This is a genomic window from Litoribrevibacter euphylliae (assembly GCF_042646085.1).
Classification (GTDB): Bacteria; Pseudomonadota; Gammaproteobacteria; order Pseudomonadales; family Litoribrevibacteraceae; genus Litoribrevibacter; species Litoribrevibacter euphylliae.
The window spans coordinates 288,738-306,164 of the sequence record NZ_JBHRSZ010000001.1; the positions used below are offsets into that span (position 1 = coordinate 288,738).

14 protein-coding genes are annotated in these 17,427 nt (G+C 41.0%); 13 read left to right on the forward strand and 1 reads right to left on the reverse strand.

Going from position 1 to position 17,427, the window contains the following annotated elements; translation table 11 throughout:
• The first annotated feature begins 146 nt into the window (after positions 1 to 146).
• The 11 genes from ACFOEK_RS01185 to ACFOEK_RS01235 all read left to right on the forward strand — a co-directional run bounded on the left by ACFOEK_RS01185 (position 147) and on the right by ACFOEK_RS01235 (position 13,474).
• Positions 147 to 785: a TetR/AcrR family transcriptional regulator gene (locus tag ACFOEK_RS01185; protein WP_386714929.1), complete on the forward strand. Its 639-nt coding sequence runs from the start codon at positions 147 to 149 to the stop codon at positions 783 to 785.
• Positions 786 to 1,012: 227 nt separating this feature from the next.
• Complete coding sequence (locus ACFOEK_RS01190) at positions 1,013 to 3,748, forward strand: LuxR C-terminal-related transcriptional regulator (RefSeq protein WP_386714932.1); 2,736 nt, start codon at positions 1,013 to 1,015, stop codon at positions 3,746 to 3,748.
• Positions 3,749 to 3,908: 160 nt separating this feature from the next.
• Complete coding sequence (locus ACFOEK_RS01195; RefSeq protein WP_386714935.1) at positions 3,909 to 4,982, forward strand: DUF6160 family protein; 1,074 nt, start codon at positions 3,909 to 3,911, stop codon at positions 4,980 to 4,982.
• Positions 4,983 to 5,028: 46 nt separating this feature from the next.
• Positions 5,029 to 5,319, forward strand: a complete 291-nt coding sequence (locus ACFOEK_RS01200) for a hypothetical protein (RefSeq protein ID WP_386714938.1) — start codon at positions 5,029 to 5,031, stop codon at positions 5,317 to 5,319.
• A 164-nt stretch (positions 5,320 to 5,483) separates the two neighbouring features.
• Positions 5,484 to 6,596 carry a DUF6160 family protein gene (locus ACFOEK_RS01205; protein WP_386714941.1) on the forward strand — a complete coding sequence of 371 codons (1,113 nt, stop codon included), beginning with the start codon at positions 5,484 to 5,486 and terminating at the stop codon, positions 6,594 to 6,596.
• 121 nt (positions 6,597 to 6,717) lie between these two features.
• The gene (locus ACFOEK_RS01210) at positions 6,718 to 7,218 is read left to right on the forward strand and encodes a hypothetical protein (RefSeq protein ID WP_386714943.1); all 501 of its coding nucleotides are present in this window, start codon (positions 6,718 to 6,720) and stop codon (positions 7,216 to 7,218) included.
• A gap of 106 nt (positions 7,219 to 7,324) precedes the next feature.
• Positions 7,325 to 8,167: a C39 family peptidase gene (locus ACFOEK_RS01215; RefSeq protein ID WP_386714947.1), complete on the forward strand. Its 843-nt coding sequence runs from the start codon at positions 7,325 to 7,327 to the stop codon at positions 8,165 to 8,167.
• Positions 8,168 to 8,194: 27 nt separating this feature from the next.
• Positions 8,195 to 9,268, forward strand: a complete 1,074-nt coding sequence (locus tag ACFOEK_RS01220; RefSeq protein WP_386714950.1) for a transporter — start codon at positions 8,195 to 8,197, stop codon at positions 9,266 to 9,268.
• Between the two features lie 35 nt (positions 9,269 to 9,303).
• Positions 9,304 to 10,911 (forward strand): OmpP1/FadL family transporter, encoded by a 1,608-nt coding sequence (locus ACFOEK_RS01225; RefSeq protein WP_386714953.1) that lies wholly within the window; start codon positions 9,304 to 9,306, stop codon positions 10,909 to 10,911.
• Between the two features lie 10 nt (positions 10,912 to 10,921).
• Positions 10,922 to 12,346 (forward strand): hypothetical protein, encoded by a 1,425-nt coding sequence (locus tag ACFOEK_RS01230; RefSeq protein ID WP_386714956.1) that lies wholly within the window; start codon positions 10,922 to 10,924, stop codon positions 12,344 to 12,346.
• 6 nt (positions 12,347 to 12,352) lie between these two features.
• Positions 12,353 to 13,474: a MalM family protein gene (locus tag ACFOEK_RS01235; protein ID WP_386714959.1), complete on the forward strand. Its 1,122-nt coding sequence runs from the start codon at positions 12,353 to 12,355 to the stop codon at positions 13,472 to 13,474.
• A gap of 411 nt (positions 13,475 to 13,885) precedes the next feature.
• On the opposite strand, the gene ACFOEK_RS01240 is transcribed toward ACFOEK_RS01235, so the two are convergent.
• Positions 13,886 to 16,153, reverse strand: a complete 2,268-nt coding sequence (locus ACFOEK_RS01240; protein ID WP_386714962.1) for a carboxy terminal-processing peptidase — start codon at positions 16,151 to 16,153, stop codon at positions 13,886 to 13,888.
• A 311-nt stretch (positions 16,154 to 16,464) separates the two neighbouring features.
• Here ACFOEK_RS01240 and ACFOEK_RS01245 point away from each other — a divergent pair, with 311 nt between their 5' ends.
• Both ACFOEK_RS01245 and ACFOEK_RS01250 read left to right on the forward strand, forming a co-directional pair.
• On the forward strand, positions 16,465 to 16,758 hold the full coding sequence (locus ACFOEK_RS01245; protein ID WP_386714964.1) for a hypothetical protein: 294 nt from the start codon (positions 16,465 to 16,467) through the stop codon (positions 16,756 to 16,758).
• Positions 16,759 to 16,880: 122 nt separating this feature from the next.
• A complete protein-coding gene (locus tag ACFOEK_RS01250; protein WP_386714966.1) occupies positions 16,881 to 17,408 on the forward strand; it encodes a DUF6586 family protein in 528 nt (175 codons plus the stop codon).
• The last annotated feature ends 19 nt before the right edge of the window (positions 17,409 to 17,427 follow it).

Below are 17,427 nucleotides of genomic sequence, written 5' to 3' on the forward strand. Positions count from 1 at the left end.
CAGTCTGGTAGAGATGCCGTTTGTCGACTATGTTTATACTCTAGGTTGTATATTCTAATCTTGATGTGATTTCTTATTCCCTTTCCTTGACATGTATTGTGTTCAAACGTATGTTTTAAACAGTTGTTTTTAACGGAGACGCAGTAATGGCCAACGGAAATACGGTCGATAAAATTCTTGATGCAGCGCAGGAGCTTTTTGCAGAACGAGGTTTTGCCGAAACTTCTTTGCGGATGATTACCAGTAAAGCAGGGGTGAACCTGGCCGCTGTTAATTATCACTTTGGATCTAAAGAAGCATTGATTCAGGCAACCTTTGCCCGCTTCTTAACCCCTTTCAGTCGAGAGTTTAAAGATCAACTCAATGCTTATATCCAACAAGTTGGAGAAGATAAAGTCGATATTGCACATATGATTGCGGTACTGGCTTCTTCAGCTCAAGTGGTTGCAGAGAGAAATGACCAAAGCGTTGCTGTGTTTATGCGTCTAATGGGCTTGGCTTATGCTCAAGCACAAGGACACTTACGTAACTATCTCAAAGAACATTATTCTGATGTGTTTAAGCCATTCATGAGAACCATGAAAATGGCATGCCCGGAAATGACGCCTATCGAATGGTTCTGGCGTATTCACTTTGTATTGGGTACTTTGGCGTTTACGATGTCGAGCGTGGATTCTTTGCAAGCCATGGCAGCAAATGATCTTTCAGTGGACAGTCAGTTCAAAGACATGATTTCATACTTGGCAAAATTTGTAAGTGCGGGCTTAATGGCTCCTGCTACTTAAAAAGTATCAAAATTGAAAGTGTGAACTGTGCCACCAAATTACATTCGGTAATATTTGTATTTCAAAGCTAATGTTCCGCTTGTGCTAACATAGTGTCCAGGCTATTGTTCCCTAAGCTGGTGTTTAGGGAACACAGACAACAAAAATAATAAAAATTTATCCGTATGTTTGAGAAGCTATGAACGGCTGCATGACTTCTCTGTACATTGCTCAAGTAAGGGTGGCGAATGGTTGGTAGCCCAGAAACTGTATTCAGTTTACATGAACTGCGTAAGACGATTTCCCAATTACCTCTGATTGAATCCAAAATTAAACCGGTACCGCTAGAGTCTTATCATCTTCAACGATCTCAGGTTGAAAACCCGTTTAATAAGCCTCACACAACATTGGCATTAGTGACAGCGCCGGCTGGCACTGGAAAATCCATCTTGCTAAGCCAGTGGTACCATGAGTTGGTTGCTAAAGATGAGAAAGTTTGTTGGTTAAGCTTATCTCGTGATGATAATGATCCGGTTCGTTTTTTCTCTTACGTTATTGAGTCGCTTCAAAAGAATGAACCTTATGTATGGCCCGACCTGGATGCATCTTATCGTCGTTTTGAGGATGAGCCATCAGTCAGTTTTTTGCGACTGGCCGAGCAATTAATTGCTGACTTAGAAGACTTTGAAGATCCTATTTATTGTTTCATAGATGATTTTCATTTGGTTGAAAGTCCAATTCTTACAGCAGCAATTTCTTTGTTTCTGGCACACATGCCATCAAATGTGCATCTGTGTTTAGCCAGTCGTCATCAACCTCAACTGAGTGTGGGGCGTTACCGTTCAAAAGGTAAGCTTTCTGAATTTAAGTATGCAGATTTAAAACTGTCACCTGAAGAAAGTCGTCAGCTTCTAGAGGCGATTGAAGCTCCTGTTAAACCTCAGAAAAGAGAATCTTTAATTAATGCGCTTGATGGTTGGACATCGGGTTTAGTTTTAGCGGCAAATGCACTGGGGCATATTTCAGCAGACGATCAAATGTCGATTGAAAGCTTTGAAGAATTCTTTGGTAATCACCAGGATTTCTTAAGTTATTTCTCTGATGATGCTTATAAGCATTTGGAAGAATCAACAAAGCGCGCAGTTAAACAACTGTCGGTGGTGGAGACGTTTTCCAGTCAGCTATACACGTCGTTAAGTGGTAATAACGAAAGTGATGCCATGATGGAGCGCCTTAATGAACAACAGTTGTTTATTGAGAGCACCGGGTTAGGGCAGTATAGATTCCATCCTTTATATCGTCGTTTTCTTCATCAGCGCCTAATGGTGGATGAACCAGAAAGCCTGATCCAACTGCATTTTTCTGCAAGTATGTGGTTCAGCACTCATAACCATAGCGTGGCTGCTATTGAGCATGCTTTTGCTGCCCGAGACTTTGAAATGGCAGCCAGCTTAATCAGTGCATGTGTCTTCGATTTATTGAATCAATCTTATGCTGTTGAATTGTTTGATTGGATTAAACAAATCCCTCGGGATATTACACTTCAATATCCGCGTTTACAGTTGGTTCGAATTTGGGTGTTGATTCGTGATGGCTATGATCAGGAGGCGGAACGAGCTTTATTGCGCTTGATGCAGCAAGATGAAAAACATCAGCCAATTGGAATTTCTGAACGTGAAGCGATTTGTTATTTACTGTCGATCCTTATTAACTTACGAAATGATGACCTCGACAGTGCGAACGTCAGTATTAATAAAGTTCAACCGTATTTTGATGAATTAGATCCGTGGTTGTCTGCGCAGTTCAATATTTTGGCTGCAGTTATCTTGATGCTTCAGGGGAGACCAGGGGAGTGTGGTGATAACATTAGTTCGGCAGAGCGTTTTTCAGCTGAGCTGAAAGGTAACTTTATGGATCGTTTAATTGAAGCGATTCGAGCTTATCACTACTACGAAACTGGCATGCTAAAAGCTGCGAAAGCTGAATTAGCTAAGTTGGAATCTTCCAAGGATGTGGTGGGTATTGCTGAGTGGTATCGTTTGGTGAATGCGCTGCTTAATTTTGAAGGGAATAAGCTTCAAAACGCTTGGGATATGTTACAAGATCGCCGACCAGTTGCTGAAGGGATGATTCAGTCCAGCTTTTTACAGGCAAGGCTCTATGCAGTTCGCAGTCGACTGGTTTCTTGGTTCCGAGATGAAGAGTCTGGTCTCGATGAACTTGAGCGTCTATTGAACAATTACAAACAGCGCGGACAGCAACGAGCATGGCGAATCAGTCGAGCAGCTCAAGCGCAGTTACTGATGGATCATGGTCGTTTTGATCGTGCTGAATGGTGCTTGGCGCAAGAAGGTGTTTTACCGCAGATAGGCATTTCACCTTACCTTTCGGGTTATGGGTGGGTTATTACCGCGCGCTCTCGTGTAGCTTGGCATAAGCAATCGGTTGATGAGTTACGATCCATTTTTGATTTGCTTGGTCATGATGTTGAACGGGATGATGGTGTAAGTCGTTCGGGTACAGAAAATCTTCTTTCGGCTATGTACCACTGGTTGAATGGGAATAAAGAGGCCGCACTTACCTTTTTTAGAAATGCCATTATTGCAGCAAGTGAGCAGGGTTATATTCGAGCCTTAGCGGAACTACCTGAGGCCTTGATTGTATTCATTGATGCGTCTAAGAATTCAGGATTGTTCCATGATAATGACTTGGTTTCTTATGTAGAAAAACTTGAGAAGGCCATTCATGCAAAACAAATGAACGGTCAAATTGAGTTGGATGATCAGCAAGTGTCTTTGACGGGTCGAGAAAAACAAATTCTTGAACTTGCAGCAGATGGTCTTTCAAATCAAGAAATAAGTGACAAGATTTTCGTTTCTTTAGGAACGGTAAAGTGGCATCTGCATAATGTCTACGACAAATTAGGTGTGAAAAATCGAACTCAAGCACTAAAAGCGGTGCAGGAGTTTCAGAAGGTTTCTTAAGTACTTTATTTAATATAACTGACAAAACCGCCTTAGGGCGGTTTTTTTGTGTTTGTTACTAAAATAGGGAAGAGTTTGTTACATAACTTTACGGTATGTTTTGTGTGTGATAGGGTTCCTCGCTATAACTCTAAAAATAAATTCTGCAAAAGGTATAAAAATGAGAATATTAGCCAGGATGGCAGTCTTGCCTTTATCTATTATAGCGATTAACTCTCAAGCCCTTGAAATTCTATCTGAAGAAGAACTTTCAGCCATGACTGGACAGTCTGGGGTCACGATCGATCTCGAAACTCGGGTTGATATTGGTCGGGTTCAGTGGGATGACACTACTGGTTCATATCAGCCTGTTAATTCGCAAGTGGGTGGCGCTCAGCCGTCCCCTTCATCAAATACCTCGGGCGTAACCATTGAATTAGAAACACAGGTTTCTATTGGTGAGTTGGCATGGACGGATACCGATTCAGGCGGCTCGCTACGTATCGGTGGCGTTCAGCTTGGTGGTAGCGGTCTAGTTGGCGGTGCAGGTGGTACAAAGCTGGATAATTTGAAGTTGACTATTGATTCAGATACCTACGGTAATCTAATTATTGGTCATACTGCATTGGATGAGGCAGGGATGCTGGATGGTTCTAACGGAATTGATGTGGGCTTGAAAGTGGGGTACATCGATTTATCAGGAGCGGCCGGAAATACTCAAATCATAAGTGATGTGAATATATCCGCAATGGTGGGGCCTGGTCATACTGTAATTTTTAATGATGGTGATACCGGAGTGATTCAAACTCAGGGTTATGCTGAAGTTGTAGATGGTTCAGCTAAGTTGGATGTTGCTGGTATAGGTATTAAAGATCTTAAGATATATCAGGATTCAAATCCGTTTGCCTCTGCAACTTATAAAGATGAGCATGGTAACCAGGTTTCTAAGTGGAGTGACTACACAGATGCAAGTCAGTATGGTGTAGATACTGATAATAATGGTAGCTACGAGACTTCTTGGGCTGATTATGCAACAGATAATGGTAATAATCAGTGGGCTTTTAGTGCTGCTACTATTGGTACAAAAGCAATTAATGGTGGAACAGATGATGCACTTTGGATGAAAGTGGATCATTCCGTAGTTGATATCTCTATGACGATGGGGATTGGTAATGGCTCCTACGATAATATAGGTAAGATATCAATTCAGGACTTGAATACTACGGGAACACAATTAACCATTATGGGGCATTAATTAATTGAATTAAAAGTAGTTGCCGCCGGATCAAAGGCGGCATACTTTGTTTTCGCAAACCGCAAACCGCAAACCGCAAACCGCAAACCGCAAACCGCAAACCGCAAACCGCAAACCGCAAACCGCAAACCGCAAACCGCAAACCGCAAACCGCAAACCGCAAACCGCAAACCGCAAACCGCAAACCGCACATGATATTTATAGATTGTTTACTTTGTTCTTCTGCTTTTTGCTTGTTTTGTGTTTTTGGGTAACATGTTTGTTACCTTTTTGGGGTGTGCTTGGTGGTATTTTACTTTGGGCCTGCTTTTTTTTACTTAAACTGCAAATTGCATAACTTTTGGTTGGGGTGGTTTTTTTTGAGTTTATTGGAGTTATTTGCTTATTGTTGGGTTTCACGGAACGGATTGTTCTCATAAACTGGATTCAAGAGTTGAGGAAAACATTAAAGAACTCCAAAGCTCTCTCTAAAATTTAAAAATAATAATTAGGAGAAATTCCATGAAAGGTTTCAAAAAGCTGGCTCTAGTAGCTGCAATCGCTGCCCCATTAACTTCTGTACACGCTCTAGAAGCAATTGATGATTCAATGCTATCTGACATGACTGGTCAGTCTGGTGTGACAATCGATCTAGAAACTCAAGTAACTATCGGTCAAGTTAAATGGACTGACGAAGGTAGCGTAAACCTTAACTCTATTTCTGTAGGTGGCTTTGAAACTCAGTTGACCGCTGATAATGCATATGCTTTGTCAGTAAATAAGGCTGAGCAAACAATTCGTAACTTGACTTATCAGGGTGCTATCGCAGCTGGCCAATCTGAAGAGGATGCTCGTGCAGCAGCGGCAGCGGCTGATGTTACTGGCGCTGAGGCAGCGGTTTGGGCTCAGCTAGGTGGGGCTGCAGATGAAGCGGCAGCAAAAGCTACACTTAATGCTATGATCGGTGCTACTGGTGTTGTTGATACGAACACTAAATTGGATAACATCCGTTTGGTAATCGACTCTAATACTTCAGGTGATTTGGAAATCTTGGTTGTAACTCAGTCTGGTTTCAATGCTGACGGTTCAATCAACCCTACTGGTGTTGCGGTTCCTGTAGACTTGGGTGTAGATGTAGGTTCTGTTGAGCTTGAAGCTCAAGGCGCAAACGGTGGTGCGGTAATCGCGTCGAACATCAATCTTGATATCTTGCTTGGGCCACAGAAGTTTGTTGTTCATAACGACACTTCAACTTATGAGTCTGGTTTGATTACTGCTCAAGGTTACTTCCAGCTTGCTGACTCTTCTTCTTTGGATCTTGATGTTGCAGGTGTAAGCGTTAAGAACTTGAAGGTGGGTAACTTCCTAGGTGATAACGCTCTTACTGGTCAGGCTGGTGCAGTTGACTTTACCAACAGCTTCGCAACTAGTGATTTGAATGATTACACTCAAGTTGGCTTTGCTTACTATGAAGTGAACATTGGCGCGAACGCAGCTGATCAGCTAGTAATGGATGTTGCTAATTTCAATGCTGATATTCAAATGGACGTTGAAATGGGTGGCGCTTCTATCGGTCAAATTACTATGACTGACTTCGACGTATCTGGTACTAAGTTGACTGTATACGGTCACTAAGATTAAGCTTGGTAATCAAGCTTAATGAAAAAGCAGCCCTAGGGCTGCTTTTTTCGTTGTTAACCTAAATTTATCTCGCTTACGATGGATGAAAGCCTTGTAGCCTAGGGAGATGTGAGTAATGCGTATGTTTAAAGCGTTTGTTGTATTTATTGGTCTTATGTTCTCAGCAGTGTCTGTTGCTGAAGAGATGACAGAAGAATTAGCGGCTAAACAAATGGGTGTTTTATTAAAAAGTTATTATTCGCCAACATTAAAAACTTTACAAAAGTTAGGGACTATTGTTCCTTATGTGGCGTATGTGAAAACAGATGGAACACTGGGGCATTTTGATTTAGAGGGTGCGCAACCAACCTTTGATATTGAGCAAATTGGTAAGTATATTTCTGTTTTGTATGGAAAAATTTTACCAAAACGTGAAGAGTATTTGGTGATATCGGTTTTTGCTGTAACTCAAATTCAGCTTGAAGGTAAGCCTATATTTGCTTTGACTGCAATGATGGAGCATCAGGCAGGGTTTGGGTATCAAAAAGTATGGCCGTTGGAAGAAACAAGCGAAGGGCTAAAGATTAGTAAGCCAATTCAAATAAAGTACAATCCGGTGATATATGCGGATAACTAGAGTTCGCTTTGTGTTGTATTTTTGTTTAGAAATGTGAAACACTTAATACAATTTTTGGGGGTAATTAGTTACATTTAATTTTCAGTTTGCAAAAAGAATAATAATTATGATTATCGTGCTGCTGGGGAGTTTAGTCGCGTTATTCGGTGTCTATCATGTTGCCGAATTAGATGAACACCCTAAAGATACCGTGTTTTTCGAACAGGCTGGAAATCAGTACGTTCCCTCTCATACTGAGCGTACTTCTGTTGCCCCTATATCCACTCTTAAGTACAAGAATGTTGTCAGACAGGCCTATGATTACAGTTGTGGGTCTGCTGCATTAACAACTCTTCTTGATTACTATCTTGGTCGGAACTTTCAAGAACGCCATGTTATGGAAGGCCTTTTGGAATACGGAGAGGCCGAAAAAATTGTTGAGAGAAAAGGCTTTTCTTTATTAGATATGAAGCGTTTGGTTACTGCTCTGGGACATCCTTCTGGTGGTTTTAAAGCGACGGTGCAAGATTTGTTGGAATTGGAGCATCCTGGAATTGTTCCAATCGAGTACGCAGGTTTTAAGCACTTTGTCGTGTTAAGACAAGTGAAAGATGGTAGGGTATTTGTAGCTGATCCAGCTCTTGGAAATTTATCCTTTACGTTAGAGCGTTTCCAAGAAGTATGGGATCGTAACGTGATCTTTATTGTATTTCCTGGGGATAAAAAGCCGATTGATGCTCTAGCAATACGAGATGAAGACTTGAGATATGTAGATGAGTCAACAATTCACTCCATCGCTTTTGCTGAACCAATTTCATTTATTACGGCCCAGGAACATAACCTATCTACAGAAGTGGGTAATAGACAAAAATTCACTGTTATTATCGATAATGGTGAGGATGATCCAACGACATTGGAAGTTAACCTTAATCCAATTGGTGACTCTAAGCTGTACTACAGACGAAAATAAAACAATAAAAATAACAAGGCTAATTATATGAAGCGCTTTACAGGGATAATGATCGCATGTGTCTTAATGGGCGGTACTGCCTTTGTTTGGGCTGATACTTCGAAGGATCAGGCTCGTGATGCTTTGGCAAAGCAAGACGGTGATACTGATGCACAACAAGCATTAGAAGAAGTGTTTGAAGCTGCAGAGAATAACTATTCTTTATTGAAAAAGGGTGAAAAATCGTTAACTTATAGCTTTAGTTATAGTTATTTTGGTGATCAAGCAATTGATCTAAATGTTTCGGGGTCTGTAATCAGCTCTGCTTCTGTAAGTCCTTCGTTAAACCACTCGTTTACTAATACATTTTCTTTTGATTATGGCCTTCTAAATAACTTAACTGCCAGTGTATCTTTGCCCTTAGTTGCTAAGTTTGAGACCCAAGAAGATGTCACCGGTTATGGAATGGGAGACGTGTCTTTAAGCTTGCGTTGGCAGCCATGGCCTGTGGTACCCGGTGGGCTTAATAAAACGTTGTTTGCTAATTTCAGTACTGCCACTGGCGATAGTCCATATGAAATCATTATTGATGAAGAGTTGTCTACAGGTAGTGGCTATTATTCTCTAGGCTTTGGCGGAAGCGTAAGTAAGGTTCTTGATCCCGTCGTTTTATTTGGTTCTTTAAGTTATACGCATAACTTTAATGTCGATCAGCTTCATCAAGTGCGAGGTGGCCGGCAGTTAGAAGCTGTTGAACCAGGTGATAGCTATTCGTTGTCTGGTGGTTTTGCTTACTCTTTATCCTACGATGTGTCTCTTACAACCTCTATTCAAGGTTCATTTAGTGAAGAGTCGGTCTTTGATTTTACAGACACTGTTCAGACGATAAATATTGGGACAGATGAAGACCCTCAAGAACGGATTGTTATTTTAGACAACAAAGCAACTACACAAGAATCTTTTAGTGGAGTTATGAATTTCGCATTAGGAGTAAGGGTTAGCCCTACAACTATTGTTAATGTTAATGCTGGCTTTGGTTTAACAGAAGACTCACCAGATATGTTAGTTGGTTTTAGTATGCCGCTGGATATATCGGGCCTTAAGCGTTTTGACGAAGAATAATAATTAAAACCAATAGTTTCTGATTGGGTAGCCTAATGAAAGCTAGTAATCGTTTATCAGCATTTTTGTTGATAGCTCTTCTCTGTTGTCCGCAATTTGTTGTTGCTCAATTGGGCACAAATTTAACAATTAGTTCTCATGCTCGTTCTCAAGGGAACGCTGTAACTGCAAATCCTCAAGGAGTGGTTGAATCAATTCATTTCAATCCGGCAGGTTTAACTAAGCTTGATGATCGTCAGCTTGAATTAAGTATCACAAATGCTTTTTTACGCTTAAGCGCAAAGTTTAATGCTCCTGAAGATTATGAAATCTTAGGTCTTGATAAAGATGATGATCCAGTGGCCAATACAAAGTCCTTGACTCGTCAGCTTGCTTTTTATGCTCCAGTAATTGGATATCAATCTCCAAAGTTACCAGCGGCTGCATTGCCATCAGCTGGTATTTCTATCCAACCACCAGGGTCAAAGTTTACTTTTGCTAATGGTGTTTATGTCCCATTTGCATTTGGTTATAAGCGTGGTGGTAATGACCCTGGTGCTTTTCAAGGTGAAGAAGTTGCCTTGACTCGAGCTACTTATTTTTCTCCATCAATAGGATATAAATATAGCGACGAACTTTCATTCGGTGCTTCATTTAATATGTCTTATCAGTCTGTTTACTTGCAGCAAGATATGAGAACTCCCAATATTTTGGTGGCAATGGCTGATATGTTGCAAGATGCTTTCGGGTGTGAAGAGGGGGGCGGAGGTTCGGATCCTCTAGCTCCACTTATTACTCTTTGTGGTGGACGAGTAGGGCCTTTTAGGCCTGCAGGTGAGTTGACTTTGCAGTTAGAAGAAAGACTCTCACCTTCATTTAATGTAGGTTTTTTATGGGAGCCTACTGATTGGTTTGCCTGGGGAGCTACATATCAAAGTGAGAGCAAGATGACCTTGAGTGGTGATTATGTGCTTGATTATACGGATGACTTTGCAGGGTTTTGGCAGGTCTTTAACTCGTCTATTTTTGGGGCTATTTCAGGTGCAATTTTCAACCTCCCTCGTGGCGTTGATAAAGATCAAGGAAATGCTCGTATGGATTTAACCTATCCAATGCACTTTCAAACTGGGATCAAGTTGGATTTAACACCCCATCATACAGTGACTTTTGATGTTGGATATACAGACTATGAAAAGTGGGATGCCTTTGTTGTTCAGTTTGATCGAAGCTTAGATATCACGGGCGCGGGTCAAATTCTGTCAGGTGAAAATGTTGGCCCTAGAAGTATTAGAATTCCATTAGAGTATCGTAGCGTTTGGTCATGGGGGGTTGGGTTTGAACATAGGATTACTTCCCGCTTAAGAACCCGTTTAGGTTATGAGCCAAGACGAAGTTCTATTCCCGATGACAGACGAAATATTTTAGCCCCTCTTGGTGATGTACATATGTTTAGCTCTGGTCTTGGGTATTCCTGGGATAAAGATACTGAACTTAGCTTTGACCTTACTTTTATGCAGTCAAAAGAATATATTCCAGCAAACTCAAGTGATGGTTTAAATGAGTTAAGTGTAACTAACTTGGTTTATAACCCTTATGCAGGGCTCGATGTGGAAACAAAAATGACGTTGGTTTTTGCGGGTATGACTTTTAGAACAAAATTTTAGGTGCGATGTGATGTACAGTTATTTATCTCGTGTGACTCTGTGGGCTACTTCAGCATTATTTTCAAGTATCGTTAATTCTTCGACTGTTGAATTTACTGATACCTTTATTGTAGGTAACCAACAGGTTGTTGATGTTTGTATGGAGCTTCAAGGTGATTCTCCGACCTTCCCCATTACAGTTGATTTATTTGCAGTTGAAAGGGATGAATTTGTTTTTTGGTACAACCGTGAAGAGGATACTCCTGTTTCTGATTACGATGCTGTTCGGGTTAATTATCAAATAGTTTTTCAGGATCTATCTCAAGAGTGTATCTCTGTTGATCGAGATGCTATTAATTCCAATGAAGCACTGGTAGTACATGTTTCGAATATCGAAAATGCTGATTACTTTGGTGAGGTTGGTGTTCATATTGATATTCGTAGAGAGGATTATTCCCCTCAAGTGTTATTCGATATTTCACAAGATGGTATACCGTCACGTAATGTAAGTAAGTCTGGTGGACTCGTTTCAATTCGGGCAACAGTTGCTGATGTAGAAAATAACTCAATCATTTTTGCTTGGGATGCAACTGATAATAGATTGATAGATTCAGATGGTGATGAACTCAATGATACTTTTGTATTCGACCCTTCCAGCTTAGATGATGGGGTTTATGAAGTTCAAGTAGGAACCATCCAAGAGAATGGTTTATATATGAATGTGAGTAAGACTCACATAAGAGTTTCTGATGACTTAGTCGAAGACACTGATTTGGATGGCGCTTCAAACGAGACGGAAGGAAATGCCGCTACATTGACTAATCGAGTTGTTATCTCGGGCCAAACAGTTGGCGAATCGCAAAAGGGTGTTGATCTAGGGGTCGGGTTTGAACCTTTTTCTTTGCAAAGTAATTACTTGCAGATTGATCTTCAAGAGTATGAAAGTTTAACTGGAAATGTTATTGCGACAGATGATGAGATTGATAGCGTAATCTCGTTTGAATTATCGGGTCTTAATATAATGGGAAGTCAAGCTAATGTTGTTATCAAGTTAGATGAACCTATGCAGAAAGGCGGAACCCTGTTCACTTATATCCATGATATTAATAGAAGCTTTTTAACTTATGCCTCGTTGGGCGTTCCAAATGACCGGTTTTTGACTGCTAGGAGTGTTGACTCTGAGTGCCCAGATATGAGTCGATTGAGTTATCGTGTAGGAGTTGCTGAAGGTGATGATTGTTTATTTATCAGTATTACCGATGGTGGGAATAATGATACTGACTTATTAGTTAATGGTCATATATCGTTTGTAGGGATGCTAGGTGTTGCAGAGGGGATTTTTGATAATGATGACGATGATGACGTAAAACCTAAAATGGAGCCTGGTTCATTTAACATTTTGACTTTATTTGCTTTGTTAACTCTGCTGGCCTATCGAATAAAGATGAGTAAATAAAAGCTTATGAAGTTTTTCACTCTATTTTTTTTCGCTCTTTCATTTCCTTTATCTGCAAATCAAGTCTACTTTTCCTGGATCGACAGTAACGGCAACCTCAGAAACAGCTTCTTGAATCAAGAAGTTGTTTCTAAAGCCGATGTGGATAACTATCGAGCACTCTCCTTATCTGATTTTGTTGCTGAGGATAACCGCATTGCTTCAGTGGGCTATCAAATTAATCCAAAGTCAGCGAAAGAAAAAAAACAGAAGTATTATACTTGGGTTGAAGCGGATGGGCGTACTCACAACACAGAGTATGCATCGGCTCCACAGCAAGTAGAAAAGAAAGAGTTTGTATTGCAGGGTGGTGAGTTGGCGTCTGAGTATATCGATGCTGATCAACTTGCTCGTCAGGGGTATCTTCGGGATGGCGACGAGAAGCCTTACTATACTTGGGTCGACCCTACCGGTCGTTTGGTGACGTCTGAGTATCAGCCTGGTCCTGCGTATACCGGTGTTTCTCAAAACGTCATCGATTATACAGAGGGCAATCAGTATGTGTTCAATGACTCTCAAGGAAGCGCTACCGAAAAGAGCTTAGGTGATTTTGTTCCCTCTCTCGATGCTGCGCCAACTTCAGTGATTTCTTTGGATAAAAAGCTTGCTGCCCGCATTCAAGATACTTGTTGTGCTCAGATCTCTGAAGCAAACTTTTATCCTCTTACGCCCGATGATTCTGTCTATGAAAAATTAGGTAAATTATCGCCTAGCTATGATTTTCCTACAGGGCATAGTTATTACATTCCGATTCGTTTACCGGTTTCCCAACAAACATATGGCATTAAGGTAAAAAGTTTTGCTCAAAAAGGGCTTTTTTATCCTGTATTACTATTTCTTGATGAGAATCGGCAGCCAACCCGCTATGTAACCGATTCAGTTGTTGAATATCATGAGGAAACTTGGGACCGTTACGCTCATCTTGAAGGGCGCATTATGATTAAGCCCAGCTACGGTGAGCGCTTTGTTTTGATCTTTACTACGGAAGAAGATCTTAAGCGTGTGACTCAACAGAAAGAACAACTGGCCTTACTTGCCGAGCATGAGCATTCCAAGACGGGGAGTGTTGAGGTAAAAGTCATATACTAGTTCTTAGTATTGCATTGTATTCCTTACTTCTGAAACTCTTCGATTGAACCATTCAGAAGTAAGGTCTTATTTTTATTTTCTTACCATTTACCTAAAAGTCTTCCAGTAAGTCCTTTACTTAACTTCTCAAAGAGTGGATCTCCCGTCGCTTTATTTCTGCGATCAATTCTATATATGGCCTTTGGATTAATGCTCTTATCTTTGATCTAGTCAGCTAGTAATGGAGATTTCTATGCTTATGTCATGTTTGAGCGAGTGACCCTCTTAAAGGGAATCCTTTAATGGATGACCTTAGATTTGAAGTGTGGATGGGAAGAGGAAACAGAGAATAGTGGATTATTTGTGGAAAGAGTGCTGTTCGTTATTGAAGTTCAAAAACGAACAGCATTCTTAGAAGGAGATAATATCTATCTACTGAAGTGTTACCTGTAAGTTGTCTTTACTTGCAAGAGACACCATATCAAGCAAAATCTCGCCAGACTCTACAAGGATAGCGTCTTCTTGAGCCGGCTTTTTCTCTGCGTCTTGTTCGCTGTTGAATTCGTTCATTGCTTCGACGGATTCAAACGGTTCTTCACCTTTTGCCTTACGGCGTTCGTTTTCCAGAACCAGTGACGCTTCTTCCATAGATTCACGTTCTGACTTACGAGTAGTCATATTTAGTGAAATGTACTCTTTATTTCTTTGCTCATTCAATCGTTGAATTTGCTTGTTAAGGTATTGGAAATCCGGGTTGTGCTCTATTCGAGCTTGATGGTTTGATTCCAATGATGGCATTAAAGGAGAAAAGTTACCGTATCGACTATGGTGTACCGAACTAATGGTATCCCATGGAAGTGCATTATCCAGAGAGCTTTCACCTACCACATCTTTATTGTACAGGCTTGGGAACTCAATATCGGGAATGACGCCCATGTTTTGAGTGCTCTTACCTGAAATACGATAGAACTTGGCTTGAGTTAGTTTAATCTCACCATGATTCAGACGTTGTAGAGATTGGACGGTTCCTTTCCCAAAGGTTTGACCGCCCAGAACGATGGCCCTTTGATAGTCTTGCATTGCCCCAGCAAAAATCTCTGAAGCTGATGCGCTTAGGCGATTCACAAGTACTGCCATAGGACCATCATAATAGACATTCGAGTCTGAGTTAGTGTGAACTTGAACGTTCTGATCAATATCTCGTACTTGTACAGTTGGTCCCTGTCGAATGAATAGGCCGGTAAGTTCTCGGGCTTCGAACAGGGAGCCTCCGCCATTGTTTCGGAGGTCAACAACCAAACCATCAATGTCTTCTGCTTGAAGTTCTGCAATCAGGTTTTTCACGTCACGAGATGTACTTTTGTAATTAGGATCACGCTTGCGGAAAGCTTCAAAATCCATATAGAACGTTGGAATATTGATTACTCCAATTTTGTGGGTCTGACCATTACGAGTAATTTCTATGATGTCTTTCTGTGCAGATTGTTCTTCAAGCTTAACTTTGTCGCGGACAATTTTAATAATCTTGGTTTGAGTGATGTCAGTTGAACTTGCAGGAATGATTTCCAAGCGAACTAAGGTGTCACGTTTACCACGGATTTTCTTCACCACGTCATCGAGTCGTTCACCAATAACATCAACCATTTCTCCGTCTTCATCCTGGCCAACCCCGACAATACGGTCGCCTGGTTTCAGTTCTCCTGCTTTATCAGCAGGACCGGCAGCGATAAGACGAACTACCTTGGTGTATTCGTTATCGCTTTGAAGAACCGCCCCAATACCTTGCAGAGAAAGGCGCATGTTGATATCAAAGTTTTCAGCATCGCGAGGTGATAGATAATTTGTATGCGGATCAAAGGTCATAGTGAAGGCATTCATATACAGCTCGAATACATCTTCTGACTTGGTTTGTTTAGCTCGGTTAAGTTGATTTTTATATCGCTTGATGAGGGTTTCTTTTGCCTCATCCTGTTCTTTGCCAGCAAGGACTAACCCAAGCATTGCGTTCTTAATACGTTTATCCCATAAGGTATTGAGTGCTTCTTGGGATGTTTCCCATGGTGCTTCTGAACGGTCGATCAGTAGTTGATCGTTCTGTTCGAAATTCCACTGATAGGATTCATCGTTTAGTTGAGCCAGAACCCACTCCATTCTCTCAACAAGTTTTTGTTGATAACTGTTAAAAATCTCGAAAGCGGGTTTTAGGTTGTTGGTTAATAGGGCATTGTCTAGCGATAGACTGTTTTGACTGAAAGATTGGATATCGGCTGCAGTAAAGTAGAGTTTGTTTGGATCCAGGCTTTGAAGATAACTATCAAACATTTTCTTTGAAAGATTATCGTCGATTGTCGGGCTGCTGTAATGGCCTTTTAGAAGACTCAAGACTATTTCACGGTTGGTGCCAGGGTGAACAATATCTGGTGTTAGCAATGATAGCTCATCAGATGCAATGTCTTGAGTATCGGTGTTGAGATCATTCGTCAGTTCTTTAGATGTCGTGCGTGCAACTGTATTCGAAGACGAAGTACTTTCAACCGAGGCCAGAGTCGTCGATTCCGGTATCTGGTCATCGGTTAGTTGATTTGGAGCTTTAGAATCTGAGTCGTCTTTATTTAAGGCGCTTAAGCTTGCGAGAGAGATTGCTGAAAAAGCAGCAATGAGGAGTACTTGGATAAAACGGTTTCGAAACGTCATAGTCATTTGATTATTCTAGTAGTGTTAGACAACAAGCCCATTCAGCATGGAATGACCCAATCAACCAATATTCTCATAGAAGTTTGAGTTCTTCAAAAAGAAGTTGTTGCAGTTTTTAACTGAACCTACTTTTTTGGCTTCTAAATGTGAAAAAAGTTTCAGAACTCAAAATATTGGCTCAAGGCGCAGGGATATGATGTCTACTGATGTCTGTTTGTCGTTTTTTTGTGAATTTTTATGGCGTAAAAGTTTCACTGACTACACTTACCTATATAAGAGTGTCTACTTAAAAGATAATAACAGTGGTTGAGTGTTTTATGCCTTGGTACAAATTGACTCTGAATGAACAGGCGTTATCTAAGCGGGCCGACTTGTGTTTAGAGCGTGAATTCAATGCTGTATTGGCTGAACTTGAAGCGAATCGTTGTTTGGCTATGTATCGAGATGGGCGCAGTGAAACGACTTTCTATGTAGGATGTGATACCGCTTGCCAACTGCTTCACGGGTTAATTCAGTTTTATCAGGGTGAACAATGCCCGAAACCGCAACTTTCAGAACTTATTGAGATCGCAGGTCATTTTGATGATCATCTGGTGGAGAGCATTCTCTAGATCGTATATCTCTTCTCCTATGTGTCGTAACCTGCAGTCTTTCGTTTTATACTACGCGCCCTCTGATCATAGTTGTCCACAGCTGTAGGTCACCTTCATTCGGTCGTTTATGGGTAAATAATATGGCGGATAAAGCTTCAAACTGGGTTCCTCTAACCAACGAAAAACTCTACTTTGCTCAGATTGCCTTGTCTTTCTTTGAGGAAGAACAAGCTAAATCTTCTGTGTTTAGTCAAAACCGTCTGGTTGCTTTGGAAGAAAGTGCGGTTGCTCATCTCTATAATGCGTATGTTGGTTTGCTCTGTGAACTGGCGGCAGAACATAACGTTCCTTTCCAGTCTGAAACGCTAACTCTGAATCAACTCAATGATGCCTTGATGAAACGTGATGATGGCCGTCGTGAAATCGCTGAGTTGCTTAATCTGCTAGCAGAACCTAATTCCTGGTTATCTCGCTTGCATCAGAGCTATCGCAATCGTTTCGTGGCAAAACAGAAAAAATCCGAATACATAGGTGAAGAACCTGAGTTGGTAAGCTTGATTGCAATTGATGTCACAGAGCAAGAACCCGAAGGGCTTAATTTATTAGACGCTCATCAGGCGATGAAGCAATTGGTCGAACAGGTTCGTAGCTACCGATTGGAAGATTAGATGAATAATCAGGATAGGG

Coding starts and splice junctions, on each gene's coding strand:
- ACFOEK_RS01215 (WP_386714947.1), top strand. CDS start 7,325: ATGATTATCGTGCTGCTGGGGAGTTTAGTCGCGTTATTCGGTGTCTAT.
- ACFOEK_RS01230 (WP_386714956.1), top strand. CDS start 10,922: ATGTACAGTTATTTATCTCGTGTGACTCTGTGGGCTACTTCAGCATTA.
- ACFOEK_RS01235 (WP_386714959.1), top strand. CDS start 12,353: ATGAAGTTTTTCACTCTATTTTTTTTCGCTCTTTCATTTCCTTTATCT.
- ACFOEK_RS01195 (WP_386714935.1), top strand. CDS start 3,909: ATGAGAATATTAGCCAGGATGGCAGTCTTGCCTTTATCTATTATAGCG.
- ACFOEK_RS01190 (WP_386714932.1), top strand. CDS start 1,013: ATGGTTGGTAGCCCAGAAACTGTATTCAGTTTACATGAACTGCGTAAG.
- ACFOEK_RS01245 (WP_386714964.1), top strand. CDS start 16,465: ATGCCTTGGTACAAATTGACTCTGAATGAACAGGCGTTATCTAAGCGG.
- ACFOEK_RS01205 (WP_386714941.1), top strand. CDS start 5,484: ATGAAAGGTTTCAAAAAGCTGGCTCTAGTAGCTGCAATCGCTGCCCCA.
- ACFOEK_RS01225 (WP_386714953.1), top strand. CDS start 9,304: ATGAAAGCTAGTAATCGTTTATCAGCATTTTTGTTGATAGCTCTTCTC.
- ACFOEK_RS01185 (WP_386714929.1), top strand. CDS start 147: ATGGCCAACGGAAATACGGTCGATAAAATTCTTGATGCAGCGCAGGAG.
- ACFOEK_RS01220 (WP_386714950.1), top strand. CDS start 8,195: ATGAAGCGCTTTACAGGGATAATGATCGCATGTGTCTTAATGGGCGGT.
- ACFOEK_RS01250 (WP_386714966.1), top strand. CDS start 16,881: ATGGCGGATAAAGCTTCAAACTGGGTTCCTCTAACCAACGAAAAACTC.
- ACFOEK_RS01240 (WP_386714962.1), bottom strand. CDS start 16,153: ATGACTATGACGTTTCGAAACCGTTTTATCCAAGTACTCCTCATTGCT.
- ACFOEK_RS01210 (WP_386714943.1), top strand. CDS start 6,718: ATGCGTATGTTTAAAGCGTTTGTTGTATTTATTGGTCTTATGTTCTCA.